This window comes from Domibacillus indicus, from assembly GCF_000970685.1.
Taxonomy (GTDB): Bacteria; Bacillota; Bacilli; order Bacillales; family Domibacillaceae; genus Domibacillus; species Domibacillus indicus.
Genome location: NZ_LAJB01000016.1, coordinates 1 through 17475, shown reverse-complemented (window position 1 = coordinate 17475; position 17475 = coordinate 1). Strand labels below are relative to the sequence as shown.

At 36.4% G+C, this 17475-nt stretch carries 15 protein-coding genes; 5 read left to right on the top strand and 10 right to left on the bottom strand.

Annotation, left to right across the window (positions count from 1 at the left end):
• The first annotated feature begins 63 nt into the window (after positions 1–63).
• Positions 64–750 carry a hypothetical protein gene (locus VP98_RS15020; RefSeq protein WP_052712263.1) on the top strand — a complete coding sequence of 229 codons (687 nt, stop codon included), beginning with the start codon at positions 64–66 and terminating at the stop codon, positions 748–750.
• A 45-nt stretch (positions 751–795) separates the two neighbouring features.
• Here VP98_RS15020 and VP98_RS15015 read toward each other — a convergent pair whose 3' ends face one another.
• The 7 genes from VP98_RS15015 to VP98_RS14985 all read right to left on the bottom strand — a co-directional run bounded on the left by VP98_RS15015 (position 796) and on the right by VP98_RS14985 (position 11734).
• Positions 796–2052 (bottom strand): DNA cytosine methyltransferase, encoded by a 1257-nt coding sequence (locus tag VP98_RS15015; protein ID WP_046176224.1) that lies wholly within the window; start codon positions 2050–2052, stop codon positions 796–798.
• A 243-nt stretch (positions 2053–2295) separates the two neighbouring features.
• Positions 2296–2898, bottom strand: coding sequence for a recombinase family protein (locus VP98_RS15010; RefSeq protein ID WP_046176223.1), 603 nt, complete (start codon positions 2896–2898; stop codon positions 2296–2298).
• A 35-nt stretch (positions 2899–2933) separates the two neighbouring features.
• Complete coding sequence (locus VP98_RS18630) at positions 2934–3281, bottom strand: helix-turn-helix domain-containing protein (RefSeq protein ID WP_231584196.1); 348 nt, start codon at positions 3279–3281, stop codon at positions 2934–2936.
• Between the two features lie 472 nt (positions 3282–3753).
• Positions 3754–5694, bottom strand: a complete 1941-nt coding sequence (gene drmB / locus VP98_RS15000; protein ID WP_046176222.1) for a DrmB family protein — start codon at positions 5692–5694, stop codon at positions 3754–3756.
• On the bottom strand, positions 5691–9197 hold the full coding sequence (locus tag VP98_RS14995; protein WP_046176221.1) for a helicase-related protein: 3507 nt from the start codon (positions 9195–9197) through the stop codon (positions 5691–5693). Before VP98_RS14995 ends, drmB begins: the two co-directional genes overlap by 4 nt.
• Before the next feature lie 15 nt (positions 9198–9212).
• Complete coding sequence (locus VP98_RS14990; RefSeq protein WP_052712262.1) at positions 9213–10733, bottom strand: hypothetical protein; 1521 nt, start codon at positions 10731–10733, stop codon at positions 9213–9215.
• Positions 10730–11734, bottom strand: coding sequence for a hypothetical protein (locus tag VP98_RS14985; protein WP_046176219.1), 1005 nt, complete (start codon positions 11732–11734; stop codon positions 10730–10732). Before VP98_RS14985 ends, VP98_RS14990 begins: the two co-directional genes overlap by 4 nt.
• Positions 11735–12203: 469 nt before the next feature.
• Here VP98_RS14985 and VP98_RS18990 point away from each other — a divergent pair, with 469 nt between their 5' ends.
• Both VP98_RS18990 and VP98_RS14980 read left to right on the top strand, forming a co-directional pair.
• Positions 12204–12347, top strand: a complete 144-nt coding sequence (locus tag VP98_RS18990) for a hypothetical protein (RefSeq protein ID WP_156151409.1) — start codon at positions 12204–12206, stop codon at positions 12345–12347.
• Positions 12348–12453: 106 nt separating this feature from the next.
• On the top strand, positions 12454–12864 hold the full coding sequence (locus VP98_RS14980; protein ID WP_156151408.1) for a hypothetical protein: 411 nt from the start codon (positions 12454–12456) through the stop codon (positions 12862–12864).
• Between the two features lie 343 nt (positions 12865–13207).
• Here VP98_RS14980 and VP98_RS14975 read toward each other — a convergent pair whose 3' ends face one another.
• Positions 13208–13657 carry a DUF3846 domain-containing protein gene (locus VP98_RS14975; protein WP_156151407.1) on the bottom strand — a complete coding sequence of 150 codons (450 nt, stop codon included), beginning with the start codon at positions 13655–13657 and terminating at the stop codon, positions 13208–13210.
• A gap of 268 nt (positions 13658–13925) precedes the next feature.
• Between VP98_RS14975 and VP98_RS14970 the strand changes: the two genes are divergently transcribed.
• Positions 13926–14348, top strand: coding sequence for a very short patch repair endonuclease (locus VP98_RS14970; RefSeq protein WP_046176216.1), 423 nt, complete (start codon positions 13926–13928; stop codon positions 14346–14348).
• 159 nt (positions 14349–14507) lie between these two features.
• Here the strand turns inward: VP98_RS14970 and VP98_RS14965 are convergent, their stop codons facing one another.
• Together VP98_RS14965 and VP98_RS14960 are read right to left on the bottom strand one after the other, a co-directional pair.
• Positions 14508–15311: a TdeIII family type II restriction endonuclease gene (locus tag VP98_RS14965; RefSeq protein ID WP_046176215.1), complete on the bottom strand. Its 804-nt coding sequence runs from the start codon at positions 15309–15311 to the stop codon at positions 14508–14510.
• A gap of 23 nt (positions 15312–15334) precedes the next feature.
• Positions 15335–16009 (bottom strand): cold-shock protein, encoded by a 675-nt coding sequence (locus tag VP98_RS14960; RefSeq protein WP_046176214.1) that lies wholly within the window; start codon positions 16007–16009, stop codon positions 15335–15337.
• A 575-nt stretch (positions 16010–16584) separates the two neighbouring features.
• Between VP98_RS14960 and VP98_RS18345 the strand changes: the two genes are divergently transcribed.
• The gene (locus VP98_RS18345) at positions 16585–17340 is read left to right on the top strand and encodes a SinI family restriction endonuclease (protein ID WP_052712261.1); all 756 of its coding nucleotides are present in this window, start codon (positions 16585–16587) and stop codon (positions 17338–17340) included.
• Positions 17341–17475: the final 135 nt, after the last annotated feature.

The following is a 17475-nucleotide window of genomic DNA, read 5'->3' as shown; positions in this document are numbered from 1 at the left end:
TTTTAATTAGTTATTCACTAAATTACTCCTTCGGTGTAAAATTTAGCTAAATAAAAATAAGGAGTGATTAATATTTCCAACTTTCAAGCAGACCTTTATGAAACAATTAGTAAACTACGGGTTCAAGATCCTACACTAGACGAGTATAAATTATGGGAAAAAGCCTTAGAGATCGAACTTCCTGATTACTTAGCCAGCAAGCCTAACAATGCGCATCTTCTTAAGGATAAATTTGAAGAATTTGAAAGGAATCTCTATCCTTACTTAGAGAATATAAAGCTTACTGCACTATCTCGAAGAAATAATCTCTATGAGTTGCTTGGAGCGCCTACTCTTAGTGCATCTAATGCTATCACTCGTGGAATTAATACAAAGTTAGGGCTGTTTTGGGAAGAAATAGCTAATTTGTCTTCTAATGTTTTTTCTTTGGAAAAAGAACTAGGTATTAAGCTACAAGGTGTAGATGTCATTACATATGTAAATAACAATCTTTACTTTACACAATTGAAAACACAGAAAAATACTTTAACTGGCTCTCAAGCTCCTCGTCTTACAATAGAATTATCACGTTATGAAAATTCATTATTAGCCGCATGTATAGAAACAAATTGTGGTTGGACATATAGTGGTCCAATTAAACGTGTTGTTGGTCATGACTATTGGAGTTTAACAGATGTGGCTTATAACGATATCCTAGCCCATTTAAAAGTTCTACTAGATAATGTTGAAGAGTTTTTAATAGAAGACTAAAAAAAAGAGAGAATAGGGAAGATAATTGTCCCTATTCTCTCCATATTAAATTTCTAAATCTAATATTACTTGTTCTTCAAAATCTTTACTTTCAAAATTAATAACTTCCTCTTTTTTCTGCTGTTTTTTAACTATTGATGATTTTCCTAATTGTGTTAAAAAAAAGTTATTAAATTCAAAATCAGTTGTATTTTTATATCTTGAATAGGGCACTAATAAGTTTCTTTCTTCATGGAAATTAAGAATATTTTTTGCCGCTATATATCCTAATCCTACCGGAACCGCATTTCCTATTTGCTTATAAACTTCTCTTATTCCGCCTTCAAAAATCCAATGATCAGGAAATTGTTGAATTCTTGCATACTCTTTTATTGATAAAGGTCTAAGATCGGTTGGATGACATAACATTGTAGCAGGCATGGACGGAGAAGTAACTAAGGTAGGTGATGGTTCACTCATATTCAACCTTCTAAAGAAACCTGTCTTTCCTCCACCCAATTCGTATGAATTACCCATAGCTTCCTTCGCTACCCCTTCAGGAAGATCCTTCCAATACTGCCCTTGTTTTAGCATACTTAGGTATTTTTTAGCCTTTTCTCCTAAAGGAATATAATCTTTTTCCGTTGCCGGTTCTAAATCTCCTATAACTTTATCTATGGAAACCCATGGAAGAGTGTCCCTTATAGTTCCATTTTCACTATGAGTAGGTCTTGGTAACGGGATTCTTTCCTTACCTTTATAACCGAAAATTATCATTCTTTCTCGTTTTTGAGGTACTCCATAGTTAGCAGCGTTAAATAAAGTAAAACTTATCGTGTATCCATACTTTTTAAATTCATTTTGCAAAAAGTACATTACACTTCCTTTAACATCTTTTATATCCTCATACTCTTTAAATTCTACTGGCACTTCATTTAGTTTTGCAGAAATCAATCCTCTAACATTTTCCATAATAAAGTATTGAGGTTCGATCTCCTCTACGATATTTAAATACCTGATGATAGTATTTCCTCTAAAATCAGCTAGTCCTCGTTGTTTACCTGCAGAGCTAAAAGATTGGCATGGCGGGCCACCAGCAATTAAAAAAACTTCTCCTTTTTTTAAGTTCGCTTTCTCTAATATCTCCTCTGAAGTAACTGCCGTTATGTCCTTATGGATAACTGGAATATTTGTATTTCTTTCTATTGTACTTTTAGCCCATTTATCCTTTTCAACACAAACCTTTATTTCTATTCCAGCTTTCTCTATTCCTAAATCCAGCCCCATAGCTCCTGAAAATAGAGAAATCGCGTTATAATTCATAAATTCACCACTTTATTTAATGTTTATTCCAGGGTGAGTTGTTTATCTTTTCAGTCTCGGAAATAAACTCCCCACAACCTATTATATCAAAATAAGCCCCCTAGCCCAGCTTACTTTATTTTATTCAAAAAGATATTTGTATTTCAATATCTTCTTTTATACCACTAATTCATATTTCCGCTTTACTATCACTTGTGATACGGTTCACCTTAATTAATCCTAAACATTGCTATCGAGTCAGAATCAAGTTTTAATCATCTGGTTCTTTAGTTTTTTATATTCCGCATAAATTGTAGACCGAGGAACACCAGTTAATTTTGAAATATCGGAAATAGTCATTCCCTTTTCTTCTCTGGCCTCAAATAGTTTTATGGCTTGCTTAATGTTCTGTTCAGGCTGTCCTTTACGTCCCATCTTTTTACCGTTTTTTATAGCCCGTTTTCTCCCTTCTCCTGTTCGAGAAACGATCATATCTCGTTCAAACTGCGCAAAGCTGCCAAGAGTATTAAACAGCAGCATCTGAAACGGATCATCTTTTGCATCGGCTTTAAATGTCATATTGTGATCGATGAAAGTAATACTGATTTCCTTCTCTATTAACCCACTGACAATCTTATTCAAATCCAAAATGCTTCTGGCCAAACGATCAATCTTGGTTACATAAATATGATCACCAGAACGGGCATGCTTTAAAAGTGCTTGGATTTGTTCTCGCGCTGCCATTTTTGTTCCGGTTACTTTTTCAATAAATAAGTGATCTTTTTGTACTCCAGCTGCCTCTAGCCGTTCAACTTGAGTGTCTAAATCCTGACCAATTGTACTCACTCTTGCGTAACCAAGCTCCACCTTTTACACCCTTTCTTTTTAGAGTATGAACACTATTATTCGTTAATGATTTCCCAAAGCTGCTGGAGCTTTTGCAGATCCTCTTCACTCGCATCCAAAAGATCGTTTAAAAAATAATTGGTTCTTGGCTCTTGAATAATTAAGTCACTCTTATGATACATATATCGATCCCGTCCTATAAGCCAGTCTGTAGTTACACCATAAAAGTCTGCTAATATTTTAAGTCTTGTTATGGTAGGATTTCTTTGTCCTGTTTCATACCCTGATAAAACAGATGTAGGTAATTTCAACACTTTGCAAACTGCGGTCTGAGATAAACCTTTTTCTTTCCTAACAGCTCTTAGTCTTTTACCAAATTCAGAATGAAAATTTTCAGCTTTTATAAAAAGCAGCTACCTTCTTATTTTGATCCCCTAGAGTATATCCACTTTTAAATTTGGCCATTCTAAGTTTCAACTCCTTTTTGTTAATCGCATTCAAATTTAATTCAGTTCTTAACTGGAAACTATTCTTGAAATACAAAGGTGTTTCAACCATTCTTAACATCCATATTATACCACCAAAAATCTTTATTTTAACGATATTCTAGACATTGTTTTTAGACTGATTTTTAGACTGTATATTTCAGACAAATTGTAGGTTTTCTTTAAAATATGAAGAGCATCTAAAACTTTTTAAATTTTAGATGCTCTCTTTTTAAATATTACTTATATAGATTTCTCCTATAATATCACATTATAATTCAATCCTAAATTCAAACAGCAACTGGTATAACTGCTTCACATAAACATTGTAAGAACATACTTAAAAATAAGATGAGGCTTACAGGCTAGACAGTATCTTATTCTATTCACATTATGCTTCTGACCTGAGAATAACATTCAAATCTTTAAAAAAACCTATTTCTTCGTCCATTAAAAATGTACGATCCAACAATAAGTTGTTATGCTCACAGGAGGTTTCGGGCAAATGCGAACAACTATGGCAGGCTGCTCCATTTAACTTATCCAAGCCTTGTCCTTCTTTTGTGCCAATTTCAGTGCATACTGGATCCGAGCTGCACCATAACGCTTTGTTAAGGGCTGCGTACAAATTCGGCACAAAGTTTTTCATCCTTCCCATTCGCACGACTCCGCCAAACGTTCCTTCGGAATCCCCAGAGGACGTATATATAAGCACCCCGGACTGTTCAGGGTCTAAGTATAACCTTTCTTTAAGTGACGTTGTATTATAACCACATTTTAAGGCTAATTGATCAATTAAAAGGTGTGACAGGGTGTGAAGTAGGATAGACCGCGGCTTTAACTCCATACCTTGGTCATTTGTTGCTTTTTTATACCTTTTAAGGTATTTCTTAAAATAATTTCGGACTGCTGCCCGGTTTTCCCAATCGTTTAATTTTTCTATATCCAGCGTGAAAAAGATCCCCTCGCCAAACACTTTAAAAGCTGGAAGCCAGTTGTTTTCAGGAGATTCATAAGACTTAAAAAGCAGCTCTCGCCCATTTCTCAGTGCTTGGATATGCTTAGCATCAGTAGAAAAAGGCTTGGAACGGGTGAAGCCTGCTAGAACTATTGTTTCTTTTAATTTAGTAACGCGGTGCAACAGGCCAAAATAAGAAGAAATAATTTCTTCAACTTCTTCCCTTGCCCCATTTACTTGGTCCCATTCTTTTAAAACTTTCAAGTCCTCTCTATCAATTTCATGAATCAGGGTATCGTATTCTTTTTTTCGAAGTTCCAGCTCCACGCTTTGATTCTTTTCTTGACTTTCCTTGTAATCGGATCCTGACTTTAAATACAAGATGGCTTGTTCGATATCCTCATCTGTATAATCTACAATTTTCGGAGGGGCAATTAACCTAATTAATTTTATTTTTCCCTTCAACGTATCATGGGTATCAAGAATCTCATTAGTGATTTTGTATTTTTCGAACATGTTGATGATTTCGTCTACCTCCTTGTTTTCACCAGGCAAATAAATAGCGCTTATGGTGTTTGAATAGTAGACGTTTATTGAATTCTTAAGAGCTGCTATTGGATAAACGTTGCAATTTTCTTTTTCTTCCAGAGATCCCATCCATGGCCGTGTACCTGGGCATGTATAGTAATTCTCTGCTGTTCCTCCTTTAGGCTGGTTTAATGAACGGCTTAATTCGCTGACTCCATTATCGTCTCCACTGGTATGACGCCTGCTCATAATGCCCTTCAAGCTTCGCTCTGCCTTGCATTCACAAACCACTTTAAGCGAATCGAGCGTGGAGCCACCTGTGGATCTTAATGACATATCCTTCTCACAGGTTGCGTGCTCATTTCGGTGAACCCATTCTCTCCAAGGGAAATCTGAGATGTGCCCCTGTTCACAGATGATTACAAATGGAACTTGGATCATTTTAATGGCTCTTTGACACTTTTTGCAGTCAATTTTATTTGTTTTTAATGATAATGACCGTTGATATAAATTGCGGCAATGCGGGCAGTAATGCCAGGTTGGATACCTCAGTAAAGGGATATAGAGATTCATATAATCTTGGGGCGCACTGCTTCCTTTATATTGCGCGCTGTAACTAGCCCTGAAATCTGGGGGGGCTAGCAGTTTATTGACCCCGAGTAGAGATTGCAACCTCGGCTCAAAAACCAAGTATTCTCCAAACGAGTTTAAAGGAACACCATCCTTATCATGGTACCATTTGTCTAAAGACCCAACCAAAGCCGTCTCCCCATCTTGACTGACGACAAGAGACCCTGGCCCGAATGTGGTAATCAATTGGCTTCTTCTAAGCGGTATATCTCTCATATAAATAACCCTTCCCAGCTGCCTGCGTCTTCTTTTTTGTCTTCACCTTCGTAAAGCATTGAAATCATGCCTCGGCACTCGACATCCACATTCCTCATCGTATTTATCATGGCTTCCGGTTTTGGATGCGTATATTGCGGGATATGCGATCCTGCAGGGTACATGAAGCCAGCTGCGTCCCCCTCTACTTGCCAAGTGGTGTAGTTGCCATGCTTCAAGCTTTCCATCAGCCCCTTGAAATGAGTTTTAACCGACTCTACTTGTTCTGGATCTATCAATTCGGTACGTTGGATGATCCTCTCATAGAAAGGAACGATTCTTGGAACCAAATGTTTTTTAATGTATGCAGGATCCGGGGAGCGGGCAACATCTGACGTTAGTGCTTGCCGCAAAAACCCCACTATTATTGCTTTGAGTCCTCTGTCTAGGCAAGAATCGGAAAAAGGGGTAACACTGGTTGGCTCTACTTGAGCATATAGTTTTTGATGGTATTCTTGAAAATGCTCGAAATGGGATTTATCTCGTGACCTTGTATTTGAGTATAAAGTAAAGATGACTCCCGGCCGTTCCCACCATCTTCTGCCTACACGCCCGCTGACCTGGATATATTGGGCAGTCATTTTTGGCTGGCCGACAATAGCCATGGCAGAGAGCCTGTCAATGTCGATGCCTACTTCAATAATGTTTGAAGCCAAGCACAAGTCCAATGCTTCCTGCTTATTTTGATTAGGATCAAATTTCACTTTCAAATCATCGATTGTTTTAGAAATTTCATCGCTTTGCTTTCTTGAAGTCAACTCGAGAACCCTGCCAACATTGCGGACAGAGTTTTGTGTCCCTTTCCTCTGGGTCATAGAAGTCATATATTGTGGAATATCCGTCTGCGTTAATGTCAAGGCTGCTCCTAAATCACGAAGGCTATTATAAAATGCCAAAAGGGTCCAAAACGGATCACGTTCTTTCCTTTCAATTTCAGCTGCGGATTGAATAATGGCTGAAAATGTTATAACTTGGCTCATCATAATTTTAATAGAATTTGTATAAACACCAACGTATTTTCTTCCCGGCATAAGCTCTCCGTCTTTTTCATCCCGTGCAGGTTTAGCGAAATAAGAATCGTCATGATCCAGGCCTGGACTAGGAAAAAGGCGTGCTTTATCTTCTTCTCTCCCGAATAGGGCTAAAATTTGTTCTTCAAATTGGGAAATGGTTGCTGTTGCTGCGATAATTTTAGGTTTTATTCTTTGTTTGCCTCTTTCCTTTGTGCACAGCTCTTCGATTAAAATCTCAAAAAGGCCTGATAAAGACCCCAGCGGACCTGATATGAGATGAAGTTCATCTTGAATGATTAATGTCGGGGGGCTTGCGAAGCGTTCTCCCTCCGTATCAATTCCAAAAAGCTTACGAGCTTCGGGTTGCCACACAAGCTGGACAAACTTATCAACTGTTCCAATTAAAAAAGTTGGCCTTTTCTTGTAGATAGTTTCATCTACTATATAAATAGGAAGTTCGTCGTGAAAGGTACACTGTATGTCAGGACAGTAGATTTTCAAGCTGTTTTTTTCATTTTTATAACCAAGGTGAATTTTATTATTCTTCCTCTGGCCGTTTTCACTAGAATAATGTCCTAGTTTGGCGCCACACCAAGGGCAGTTGCTGATTACAAAGTTCTTGGCATCACGTTTGTTTTTTGTTAAGTGAAGAAGCTGTATATTAGCTTCTGAATTCTTGTTTGGTGTTGTTTTTCCGCCTACCCATATGCCAATGGAATAGGGAACTGAGCCTAATTCTGTTTCATTATTCTTGCGAAGGTATTCTAATGCGCAGATTAACCTTGATGATCGCTGAAATTGATCAGCAGTCAACAGCCTTAATGTGTAACGCATAATGACGTCTACGCCAGCGTCTGAAGGATCATTTAGTCTCCGTAGCAACATTTGAAAGGCTGCTACCCCTAAATAAGCTTCGGTTTTTCCTCCACCTGTCGGGAAAAAAATTAAATCGACAATCTCTCTTGAATCGTCCGTTTCCTCTACAAAAGAACTAATAGACATTAGAAAAAAAGCGATTTGGAATCCACGCCAAGTATTTTTTGAGCCCCTAATGTTTTCTTCTGTCTTTATTATTTCTTTATATTTTTGGTCAAACGAAATTTCAACTTTTCCTCCTTTTTCATGAATGATTCCAGACCTTTTGGTTGTTCCATTTTCTTGTTGAAGCAAAATAGCCAAATTTGCTAAACGGAATGCCCGCATTGTTTTTTCTTTATCTAATAATAAAAGACCATGTTTCATTCTAGTTAGGCTAGACCGGCATAAAGAAATATGTTTCTCCGCAGCTGGCTGAAGGGCAATAGGCAGTTGTTCGATTTCACTTTCTTTTTTGTCTATCCACTTTTTGTATCCTTCTAACAAGGGTTGAAGAATTTCCTTTGGATTGTTTTGAGATGATAGGCCGGCAAGATCGCTCATTTTAATTTGTAAGGGGCAGCCATCTTCTAAATGAATGTCAGGAGTCATGCTTTGCGTTTCAAATTCTGGAAGAAAAGTAGATCTGATCGATTGGACGGCTGAATGCTGCGCCCAAGTTGCAGCACAATTATGGCCAAATGCAAACGTCCCTTGATTTCGATACAGCAGTTCTGTAGAAGCTTCTTTCAGGCTGAGCTTTCGTTTGAGTTGGTAGGGTTTCGGATAAGTTGAAAACTCGTAACCTTCTCCTGTTTCTATTTCAAGTTCTGATTGAAAAAGTGTCAATTGGTTCTTTGGAAATGAAAGGTCAGAAGAGCGGTTTGTAATACTGATTGTAATGATATGAAATCCTTGTATCTTGCGGATTCGAGCCTGTAATTGTATGGAAAGGTGGCTGATTTTTTCATTTTTCGAGTTTTTGAAGTCTAGGTTTGTTGCAAAGTTTTTCTCTGAAAGCAAATCGCTTACTTTAATCGTTATACAGCCCTCTATGGATTCCCGCATCCACCATGTTTTTGAATGTTCTTCCAATTTAAGCCTTACTTTGTGGGGAGTATAAATACCGCCGCGAACCGTGACGTTTAAGCTTGGAACTGTCTCATCTAAACAAAAGGTTAATCCCATTGTGGAGGTTTTGCGATCATCTCCTTGAGGAAGTAAATCTGTATCCCCATCTGCATCTACTGGCACAGTTCGCTCTGTTTCTTCTGTTTCTAGGATAGAAGGCAACACTTCTAAGATCTCTGGCTCACTTCCTTCTTCACCATCAAATGTAATAGGAAAAAGCTGGCCGCTCACATAACGCTGAGATGGTGTTTGGCGTTGAAGAATTTCTTCTTTCTCATTTCCAACCCTCCAATAGTAAGGCTGGTAAAGCTCTTCTTTCTTTTCAAAAACAGTGTGCCCTTGAATCTTAAATTCCATAAAGTTTTCTTTAATCCGCATAGGACCTATCATCTCCTCTTTTACCGAGGCTATTACATGGTCACGATTCTTAAGCGATTCTTCTAGTATTGAACTTTTAGTTGCCATATTGGTTCCCTCCTTCTAGTTAGTGGCATTAATAGGCTTCATCAAATCATGATAAAAGATAGAATACTTTCTATTGTCAATGGAGACGACTCTTTCAATATTGAAAGATGCTCCATTAAAGGTCTTGGAGTTAAATGTATAATATCCTTGTTCATTCAACCTTTCGAATACGTCCTCTTTCAATTCATCCATTAAGCTACGTGTAATAATCCTCCCTGCTTGCCTATGGGCATTCTGAGTTTTCTTCATAGCTTGATGTATTTTCCCAATTTCGTTTTTTTTATACTTTAATGCCTCTAATAATAAAGGTAGCTCTTTTGGGCAAATGCTTTCCTCCGTACACCAATTGCGGACAGATACGCTGGAAGCTGTTTTCATTTTATATTTCTGGCTGAGAATGTCGCTTACACGTTGGGGGCCTAATTTTCCAACATGGGTGCGCAACCTTTTTTTCCAATGTTCCTGTAGCTTCCGGTATTGGACAGCCTTGTCTTTCAGTAGCTCTTTGTCTGCAACTTCTGCAATCAGTTTTGTATCCCGATCGTTTCGGATAATAAGATAATCATCTTCTTCTAAATCTTTGAAATTGATTTGTTTTACAAAATCATTCTTATCGTGGGGTGATAAAATACGAACATTGGATTCTCTGGAAATGAACAAGAAACGATCATCCTCTATAAATACGATGCTAGCCATTATATGTGGATGTTCTTCCTCTTTGCCCATATTTTTTTGCTCCTGTATTATTCTTTCAACCACTTGTTGGGCAGCATTTTCTTCTTTTATCTCAAGGATTTTTTTGTCAACTAGTGTGTTTTCAAAAATGATTCCTTTTTGAATAGTATTTACCACCTGTTTTTGTGGCAATTGAGAAAAATTGCTTGTCACTTGGTTTTTATTCAGAAAGAAATCATAAGCAACAAAGGTGGTTTGAAAAGCCTTAAGTACCCGACTGGAATAAGATCCAAAGAAATTACTGCTACCTAAAAACAGCGCTTCATCAAATGTTCTCTTTGTTTTTCTATAGCCATTTTCTGTGTAAAAGCTCACATCCAATACAGGATTTACCTTGACCAAGATGAGATCCCTTTCTGAGTATGGCAAAGATCGTTTCGTCACAATTGAAAAATTCTTACTATTGTTAGGGTTAGCATTTAGGTGGGCGCAGATAAAATCAAACAAAGCGTTATCTTTGTTTTCCATCAAAGCATGCATCGTTTTTGCAAGGGGCTTTAGGAAATTATTAAATACATCAGGATAACCCATTTTCGTTTGTCGAAACTTATTTAGCAATAGATCAGAGGTATCCTGATCGAGTGAATCGGAATAAGGCCTAGTACTTTGGCAGAGATTGAAAAGGATTCTGTTAATATAACTGTGTAAATCTAACAAGGTTTCTTCTTCAGCAAAATCACTTGCCAAGCTTAATTTGAAATTCTGTAATTGTTCCGCTAATTCAGTTATTGTTTTATGTTCAATATGCCGATAAGTATTTTTTTTTTCTTCGAGGTTATATAAAAACGTGATGTCATTCATCCTATTCCTTCCCTCCATGCAATCAGCTCCACCCCATCTGGAATTATGCAATCGCATTCATTATTTATAAAATCCACAAGGTTTTCGGTAAGATAATCAATATTCCTACCTTGTATGATCGACTTAGTGATCTCAAATGTGACTTCATGCAATCGGTCTTCATGGTCAGAACGACTGATTATACTCAGGAATGGGTTTTTCTTAAAGTTTCTCTCCTGTTTTTTGAAACTGGTGGCATCTGAATATAGCACGGGTGTGTTCGATGAAAGGTTGTCCTCCGCTTTTCTTGTTAGGGAAGACATAAATTTTCCATTACTGTAGCTGCTATTGTTGTTAAGCCCTTCTACAAAAAGAAAATTGCTAATAGAACCCTTAACCTCACCAGAACAAAAAATAGTTTCGTTCATTTGGCTAATTAATTGATTTTTTTTCCCCACTAAGTAGAATGCTTCTATTGGCGAAAAAGCCGTTTTATTTAACTTCTCTGTCGTATATAGAAGGCTAAGTAAAGGGCTGTCTACTCCTATTTTTTCACTTTCTCCTAAGACCCTGGTACGTTTTATTTTTTCATACTTTTCATTTAAAAGAAAAATTCTCTGCTGCCATTGACGCTCTGGGATTCCTTGATGAAAATTTCGGTCTTGAATGTACAACATCATTTCAGTTTTATCCATTGGGCTTTTGCCAACTGATACCACGGATACCTTTCTTTCCAAATCACCGTTTTTATAAATGATCCTGTCTCCTTTTTTCAATTTCAGTACGTGGTCTCGTAATGAATCATTGTTGTCATTGGATGAATAAATACCGTCAGTAATTCCCATCGCTGCAAATAAAGAAAAATATTCATCACGTGGGACTGTAATAGCAATATTAACCCTTTTTCCCTTTTCGGTATTTGCTTTGACTAGATAAGCTCCTAGAGTAAAGGCAAGCTTAATCCAAGTTGGAAGAGAATCAGGTTTTTCTGCATTCCAGATCTTCAAATTATATAAATTCATTTGCGTCCCTCAATTCTTATCCAATAGCTCTATTTTCCTGTGATTCAATTATATACCATTATTTTTCTGTTTTCCTGTAAAATTCAATTCTTTATAGATAAACCCATAAACCGAAGTGTTCAAAATAAGACAATTCTTTTCCCGAACGTAGAAACTAATCAGCCCATGTCAGAAAGGCCTTATTCTGTGACCTTTCTTTTACTTTAAAGTAAAGCGTTCTTCTACGCGGTCTGTCAGCTGTTCAATGACCAAGACCAAGCTTTTAATGATGGCAATCAGCTCTTTTTTGACAGTTTTCCAGTGACATACACATCCTCAATGGCCATTTTGAGGTGCATGTGGTGCTATATTAAAAAAATGTTAAGAATGCAGAATATTATGTAAATTAAAACCGGAATATTGGTACTATTTTAATACTGCTGAATCATGTAAAGAGTTTGTTTACTCAAAATAAGTAGGAGGTTTTTTTATGTATGATGAACATTTGGATTGGGATTTTGCCAGCGTTGATAAGAAGTATTTGGATGAAGAATGGTTCGACCAGAGATACACACAAACTGTAGCCGCATTTGTTTCGGAATACCAGCAACACGGCATCTCCAAAACACGATGACCAATATCGATCATTTTTCCAATTAACCCCAAAAACACACGATACCTCGAGATACTTTTCCAAGCGTTTTTTCGATGATGTTTTAAGAGGAATGAACGATAACACATTGAAGGAAAAATTTGTTCAGCAATTGTTTTTTCTTCAATTCAAAAGAAAACCTGCAGATCTTGAGACTCGCCTAACTGTTCTATATAACCACTATACAAAGTACACAGCAGAAGCAGCGGCGCAGCTCAGCACATATGGCTTTGTTATGGAGTATGTCACCGGGGTTTTTGAGGAAGCTAAATCGAATGCAAATTCAAAATATCAAAAAAAAGTGGTAAGTCCTTCAAATAAAAGTGATGATCCGAATAAAAATTATGAAACAGTTTCCGAAGTGTACAAGTTCAACGACCCGGATATTATTGCAATTGAACTTTCCTGCTATGTGGAGTTATTGAAATGGACGGAAACAAGAATAATAAGCAAACGAAAGCAGAGGAAGCTCTTAAACTGTTTTGCCGGTCATTTATAGGAAGCACGAGCTCTGCTGGAAATCTTGGAGGGATCATAATCCTTTCCGTTCTCCGGTAGTTTCAGAGGTCGCCAGTCCCGGTTAAAATACCTATTCATAAACTGTGCAGGTGCCGCCATACATTATTCATAAATAGGTATCTATTTCATCAAAACATTTATAATTTCAAGGTTGAATTTTTTTAGCATACGAAAAAAAGAATTATCTGTATAATTCATTTTAAAAATTTTTAATTTGTACACGTATTATCAACTCATCCAGCTGTGTATTATAAAAAAGGCCTTCCTCTCTGTTTAACCTACTTCTATTTACAACTTCAGAAATTAGTTTTCTCTTAATATCATTATTTCAATAGCCCAGTCAATTTAATATTCAATGAATTTTTTAGTTTTTCAATGTCACCTAAACTTAAGCCCGCTAAATCTACACTATCCTCTTTGTAATCATTGCGAGCGAAAATAAGCTTTCCGCAAAGTTTAAGCTTATATCCGTCTTCCGTAATTATCTCAAATACGGGATTTCCGGATTTCAACATTCCGTGATCATCTACTATCACAGCAATATCGTCATTATAATCAACAATATCGATGCCTTCACACTCAAGTATTTTATTGAGAGCTTCGGATTGATTTGAACCGCGTTCACTTGGGATTTCTAATATTTCAGCTTCGTATTCCATCCTTTTTGTGTTAAAGCCAACTGTGTAGATTCGCATTTGAGGGGTAAAAATGTTCATTAGTGTCAATCCTCTTTTTTCATAATAATCAATCGCCTCGTTTTTCCATTCTGGCACAGCTGCACCATTTACTTTTTGAAATCGGACGTAAAGATACGGAGTTCTCGCTTCGTCATATCGAGATTCTTCATCTATTTTAGACCTAGTGTACGTGACCTTAATCTGTCTGTCCAGATAAGTGTAGACAATCCATTCAAAATATCTTCCAAAGGAATCACTAACTTAATAATGTTCATTTCATTTCCTTAACCAATTTGAGAGCAATTTAATCTTCTTCCTTATGTTTAACGGGTATAGATAATTATAAAAAGGATGGGTGAAAAAAATGGAGAAAAACACTTCTACTAAAAACACCAATCATATGAAAAATATTCGTTCGCAATCTAAACTCGAAAATAAAGTGTCGAAAGCTTTGTGGCAAAAGGGTGTCAGATTCCGAAAAAACGCTAAACTTTTCGGCACACCTGATATTTCCATCAGTAAGTACAAGACTGTAATTTTTATTGATTCTTGTTTCTGGCATAGTTGCCCCGTACACGGGAAGATCCCAAAAACTAATGAAGACTTTTGGGTTAAAAAATTAGGAAGAAATATGAAACGAGATCTTGATGTGAACCGCTATTACCAAGAAGAGGGATGGTGCCTGCTAAGAATTTGGGAGCACGAATTAAATCAAGATTTTGATTCAGCAATCGACAAGATCTTAGATTTTATCAATGTTTCAAAAGAAAAAAACGGCTACCAATAGCACTTTTGTTAACGGCAGTAACCCTTGGGAAAGTTAACGCACCAAGCCCTTCATAAACAGTTAAATTGGAACTTGTACAACCTAAAAAAGTAAGAAAACCCAAAGAGATCGGGCCTTCTTACCGCTAGCTTAAATCAAAAAATCATACAAGAAATTTGTTTACAAATCAAAATATTCTTGGCGAATTCTTTGAGACGAACGCTGGCCGACTTGCCGAAACACATCTAAAAGTTCAGAATATGTATTTTCATCATTTCCGATCTTATTCCAAAGCGTTGCACCGATTAAAACATATTCGTCGTCTGCCATATTAAATAATTTATTTGGAATGCTGTGACCAGCTGCGCTGTAAGGGTATCCTTCACCACCAGGATTGTAAGGAAGGGCAAAATAAGCCTTACAATCTGGATCGCCCAATCTTAAAAGCAAGAGGTTACGTTTGGCTTCTGCTGTCTGATCCAAATTTGGCTTCACTGTTTTAAATGAATAATACTCTTCCCCCCCATCTGGACGACGAATATAAAGATCCGATTTCACTGAAACATCTTCATATCTTGGATTTTCCAAAGCAGCAAGCTTTCCAATTTCTTCAGTTAAGTTAGGTGCCGGGCGTTCCCCTTTTTTAGCCCGGGCTCGTTGACTCTTGATAATTGTATCAATCGATTCAGTTTTAAAAGTGTTAATAGTTAATGCTTTATCATACTGATTCTGTGCAAAAGCCCCTGATCCCTCGGCAATGATTTTACCTAGTTGTTCGAAAATACCCTGGCCAAGTGTAGTGACGAAAGAACGCTCAAATTTAGCTCCTTTCCATACTTCAATCGGTACTACAGCAAGCCCGAAAGGATTTCGCTGAGCAACTTCAGCTTCTAAGAAAGGTTCTGTAACCGTCCTTCTTTCAATTAAACGATCCATCACGCCTTGAATATGTACACGTACTCTTTCCTTGGTTTCTGCATTCATGGTCTAACCTCCAAAAATAACTCTTATAACAATCTAGTGAAATTCCTTAAGTCAAACAAATAACTATCCTTGGCATTTTGGTCATCATTTACCCTATTTTGATATGGGTGCAAGGGAACCTTCCCTTTTTCAATTTCCAGTGCCAAATTGTGGAATGTAACTTCCCATACTCCTTCAAGTGGCTCGACAGAAAGACCGTTCCATTCTGTCTGTTCCCATTTTACATACCAATAAATAATTGCACGAGGATACATTTGCTTATATCTTGTATAATCTTTTCTGTTAAAGGTAACAGTGTAGGTTGGCTCGTAATTATATTTATTCGCTGTGAAAAAAGGAGTCTTTTGAGTTTTCAGATCAGAAATTTCTTGAGTTTGCGGGTTAAATAAATCTATAGAAGTGGGATTGGATATCTTGTCAGGATGAATAATTAAATTCCGCCCAATCTTCGGCACGATTTCCCTTACAAATGCCTCTTCCAATTGTTCTCCTTCTCGACACCATGCAAATTTGTCTTCTGTATGATGCTTTACTGCATTTCTTTGGATAACAACTACATTGGTTGCTGCCCACCCTCTGGCTCCTTCTTTTATACTAAATTCTACAGTGTCGTTTGCTTCGAGTTTTTTGAATTTCACTCCAGGATACAAAGACAGCGCCGATTTGGTCATTTTGGCTGGAAATGAATACCCAACCATCTTTAAAAAACTTTACTCTTCCCCTATATTTTTGCTCCATTTTGCAAATCCCCCGTAAAATTAGATTAAGTCTTTGCGAATCATTTTTGGAAATTTATTAAAAAGATAAAAAAATAGAACTTCTTTCACCCAGTGTAGGAGAAGCCTCGTTCGATAGTTCTGTTTTCTTGTGGTTCAAGTATATACCATTCTTTTTACACTTCCTATAAAATTCATTTATTTTCAAACCCATAAATCAAAATTTTTAAAACGAGATAATTCTTTTCCATATGTAGAAACTAATTATAAAATGCCAGAAAGACCATATAATATACCGCTAAAGATTGCTTAATTCCTATGTATTTATTTAAATTTTAATTAATAAGTCCTAAATAACAGAATTAATTGTGAATAAAGTATGATAAAGTGTAAATGGGGTAATAATCCTGTATATTATTAATGATTGGGAGGCTTCATAGTGGAAACATATGTAAATAATAAAGACAGCGAGGGCTTATCTTTACTGATAAAGTTACACTTCCTGCATTTTATAGATGCAATTTCTGTATGTTCAATTGTAAAAAGGAGAGGAAATCATGGCTAACGTTAATCTGTTTGATTTCGAAGCTACCAATAAAGAGTACAAAAACAAGTACTCATCATGTAAAAATCATTATAAATTTGATTTTTCTAATTTAGACTTAGTCTTTCAAATAGCAATAAATAAGCCTAAACTTGAATTGTTCCCTACATACAATTTACCTGCTAACAATAGTAATATAGATAGCTATCTTACAAGATGGATTGATTCTTACGTTAATTCAATTAAAAATTTACCAAGTATGCGATTGGCCTCTAAAAAACAAACACCATCTGACCCAGGCTTAAAAGAAATGGTGCAAACCTTATTATCCCTTAGTAATTCCAAAGCTGATGAAGCGGAAAAATACCATAATTTATTTATGAGTGCCGAAAATGTACAGGGAAATTTATTGGAAGAGTATATCAACACTAAGGCAAAAAATTTCGGATGGATATGGTGTGCTGGAAATATTCTTCGAGCAATCGATTTTTGCAAAATACAATCTGATGGAACTACTGTTTTGTTACAAATTAAAAGTAAATTCAATACTGAGAACAGTTCAAGTTCTAAGGTAAGAAAGGGTACTGCCATTGAGAAATGGCATCGGTTAGGAAAAAAATCTTTTCAAGGAGAAGTATCTCCTGTTTTTAATTGGCAAGACTTAAATAAAATTATGGCAATTGATAAGAAAAGCCAATTTTCAGAAGAAGATTATCAAAGATTTCTGAGAAAAGTAGTCTCTAATAATCCGGCTATTATCAAAAGTTAATAGAAGAAAAGAACATTGTTTAATTTTTATTTTTTCGACAAGCTTATTTAAAAAATTTACTCTTTCCTAATATTTTTGTTTCATTTTACAAACCCTTTCTGAATTTTCTTTCAAATAAAAAACCAAAACTTCTCT

What these genes read in the sequence shown, in the direction of transcription:
- VP98_RS15015 (WP_046176224.1), bottom strand. Translation starts at nt 2,052, where the DNA reads ATGAATTATAACGCGATTTCTCTATTTTCAGGAGCTATGGGGCTGGAT.
- drmB (WP_046176222.1), bottom strand. Translation starts at nt 5,694, where the DNA reads ATGAGAGATATACCGCTTAGAAGAAGCCAATTGATTACCACATTCGGG.
- VP98_RS14995 (WP_046176221.1), bottom strand. Translation starts at nt 9,197, where the DNA reads ATGGCAACTAAAAGTTCAATACTAGAAGAATCGCTTAAGAATCGTGAC.
- VP98_RS14990 (WP_052712262.1), bottom strand. Translation starts at nt 10,733, where the DNA reads ATGAATGACATCACGTTTTTATATAACCTCGAAGAAAAAAAAAATACT.
- VP98_RS14985 (WP_046176219.1), bottom strand. Translation starts at nt 11,734, where the DNA reads ATGAATTTATATAATTTGAAGATCTGGAATGCAGAAAAACCTGATTCT.
- VP98_RS18990 (WP_156151409.1), top strand. Translation starts at nt 12,204, where the DNA reads ATGTATGATGAACATTTGGATTGGGATTTTGCCAGCGTTGATAAGAAG.
- VP98_RS14970 (WP_046176216.1), top strand. Translation starts at nt 13,926, where the DNA reads ATGGAGAAAAACACTTCTACTAAAAACACCAATCATATGAAAAATATT.
- VP98_RS14965 (WP_046176215.1), bottom strand. Translation starts at nt 15,311, where the DNA reads ATGAATGCAGAAACCAAGGAAAGAGTACGTGTACATATTCAAGGCGTG.
- VP98_RS14960 (WP_046176214.1), bottom strand. Translation starts at nt 16,009, where the DNA reads ATGGTTGGGTATTCATTTCCAGCCAAAATGACCAAATCGGCGCTGTCT.
- VP98_RS18345 (WP_052712261.1), top strand. Translation starts at nt 16,585, where the DNA reads ATGGCTAACGTTAATCTGTTTGATTTCGAAGCTACCAATAAAGAGTAC.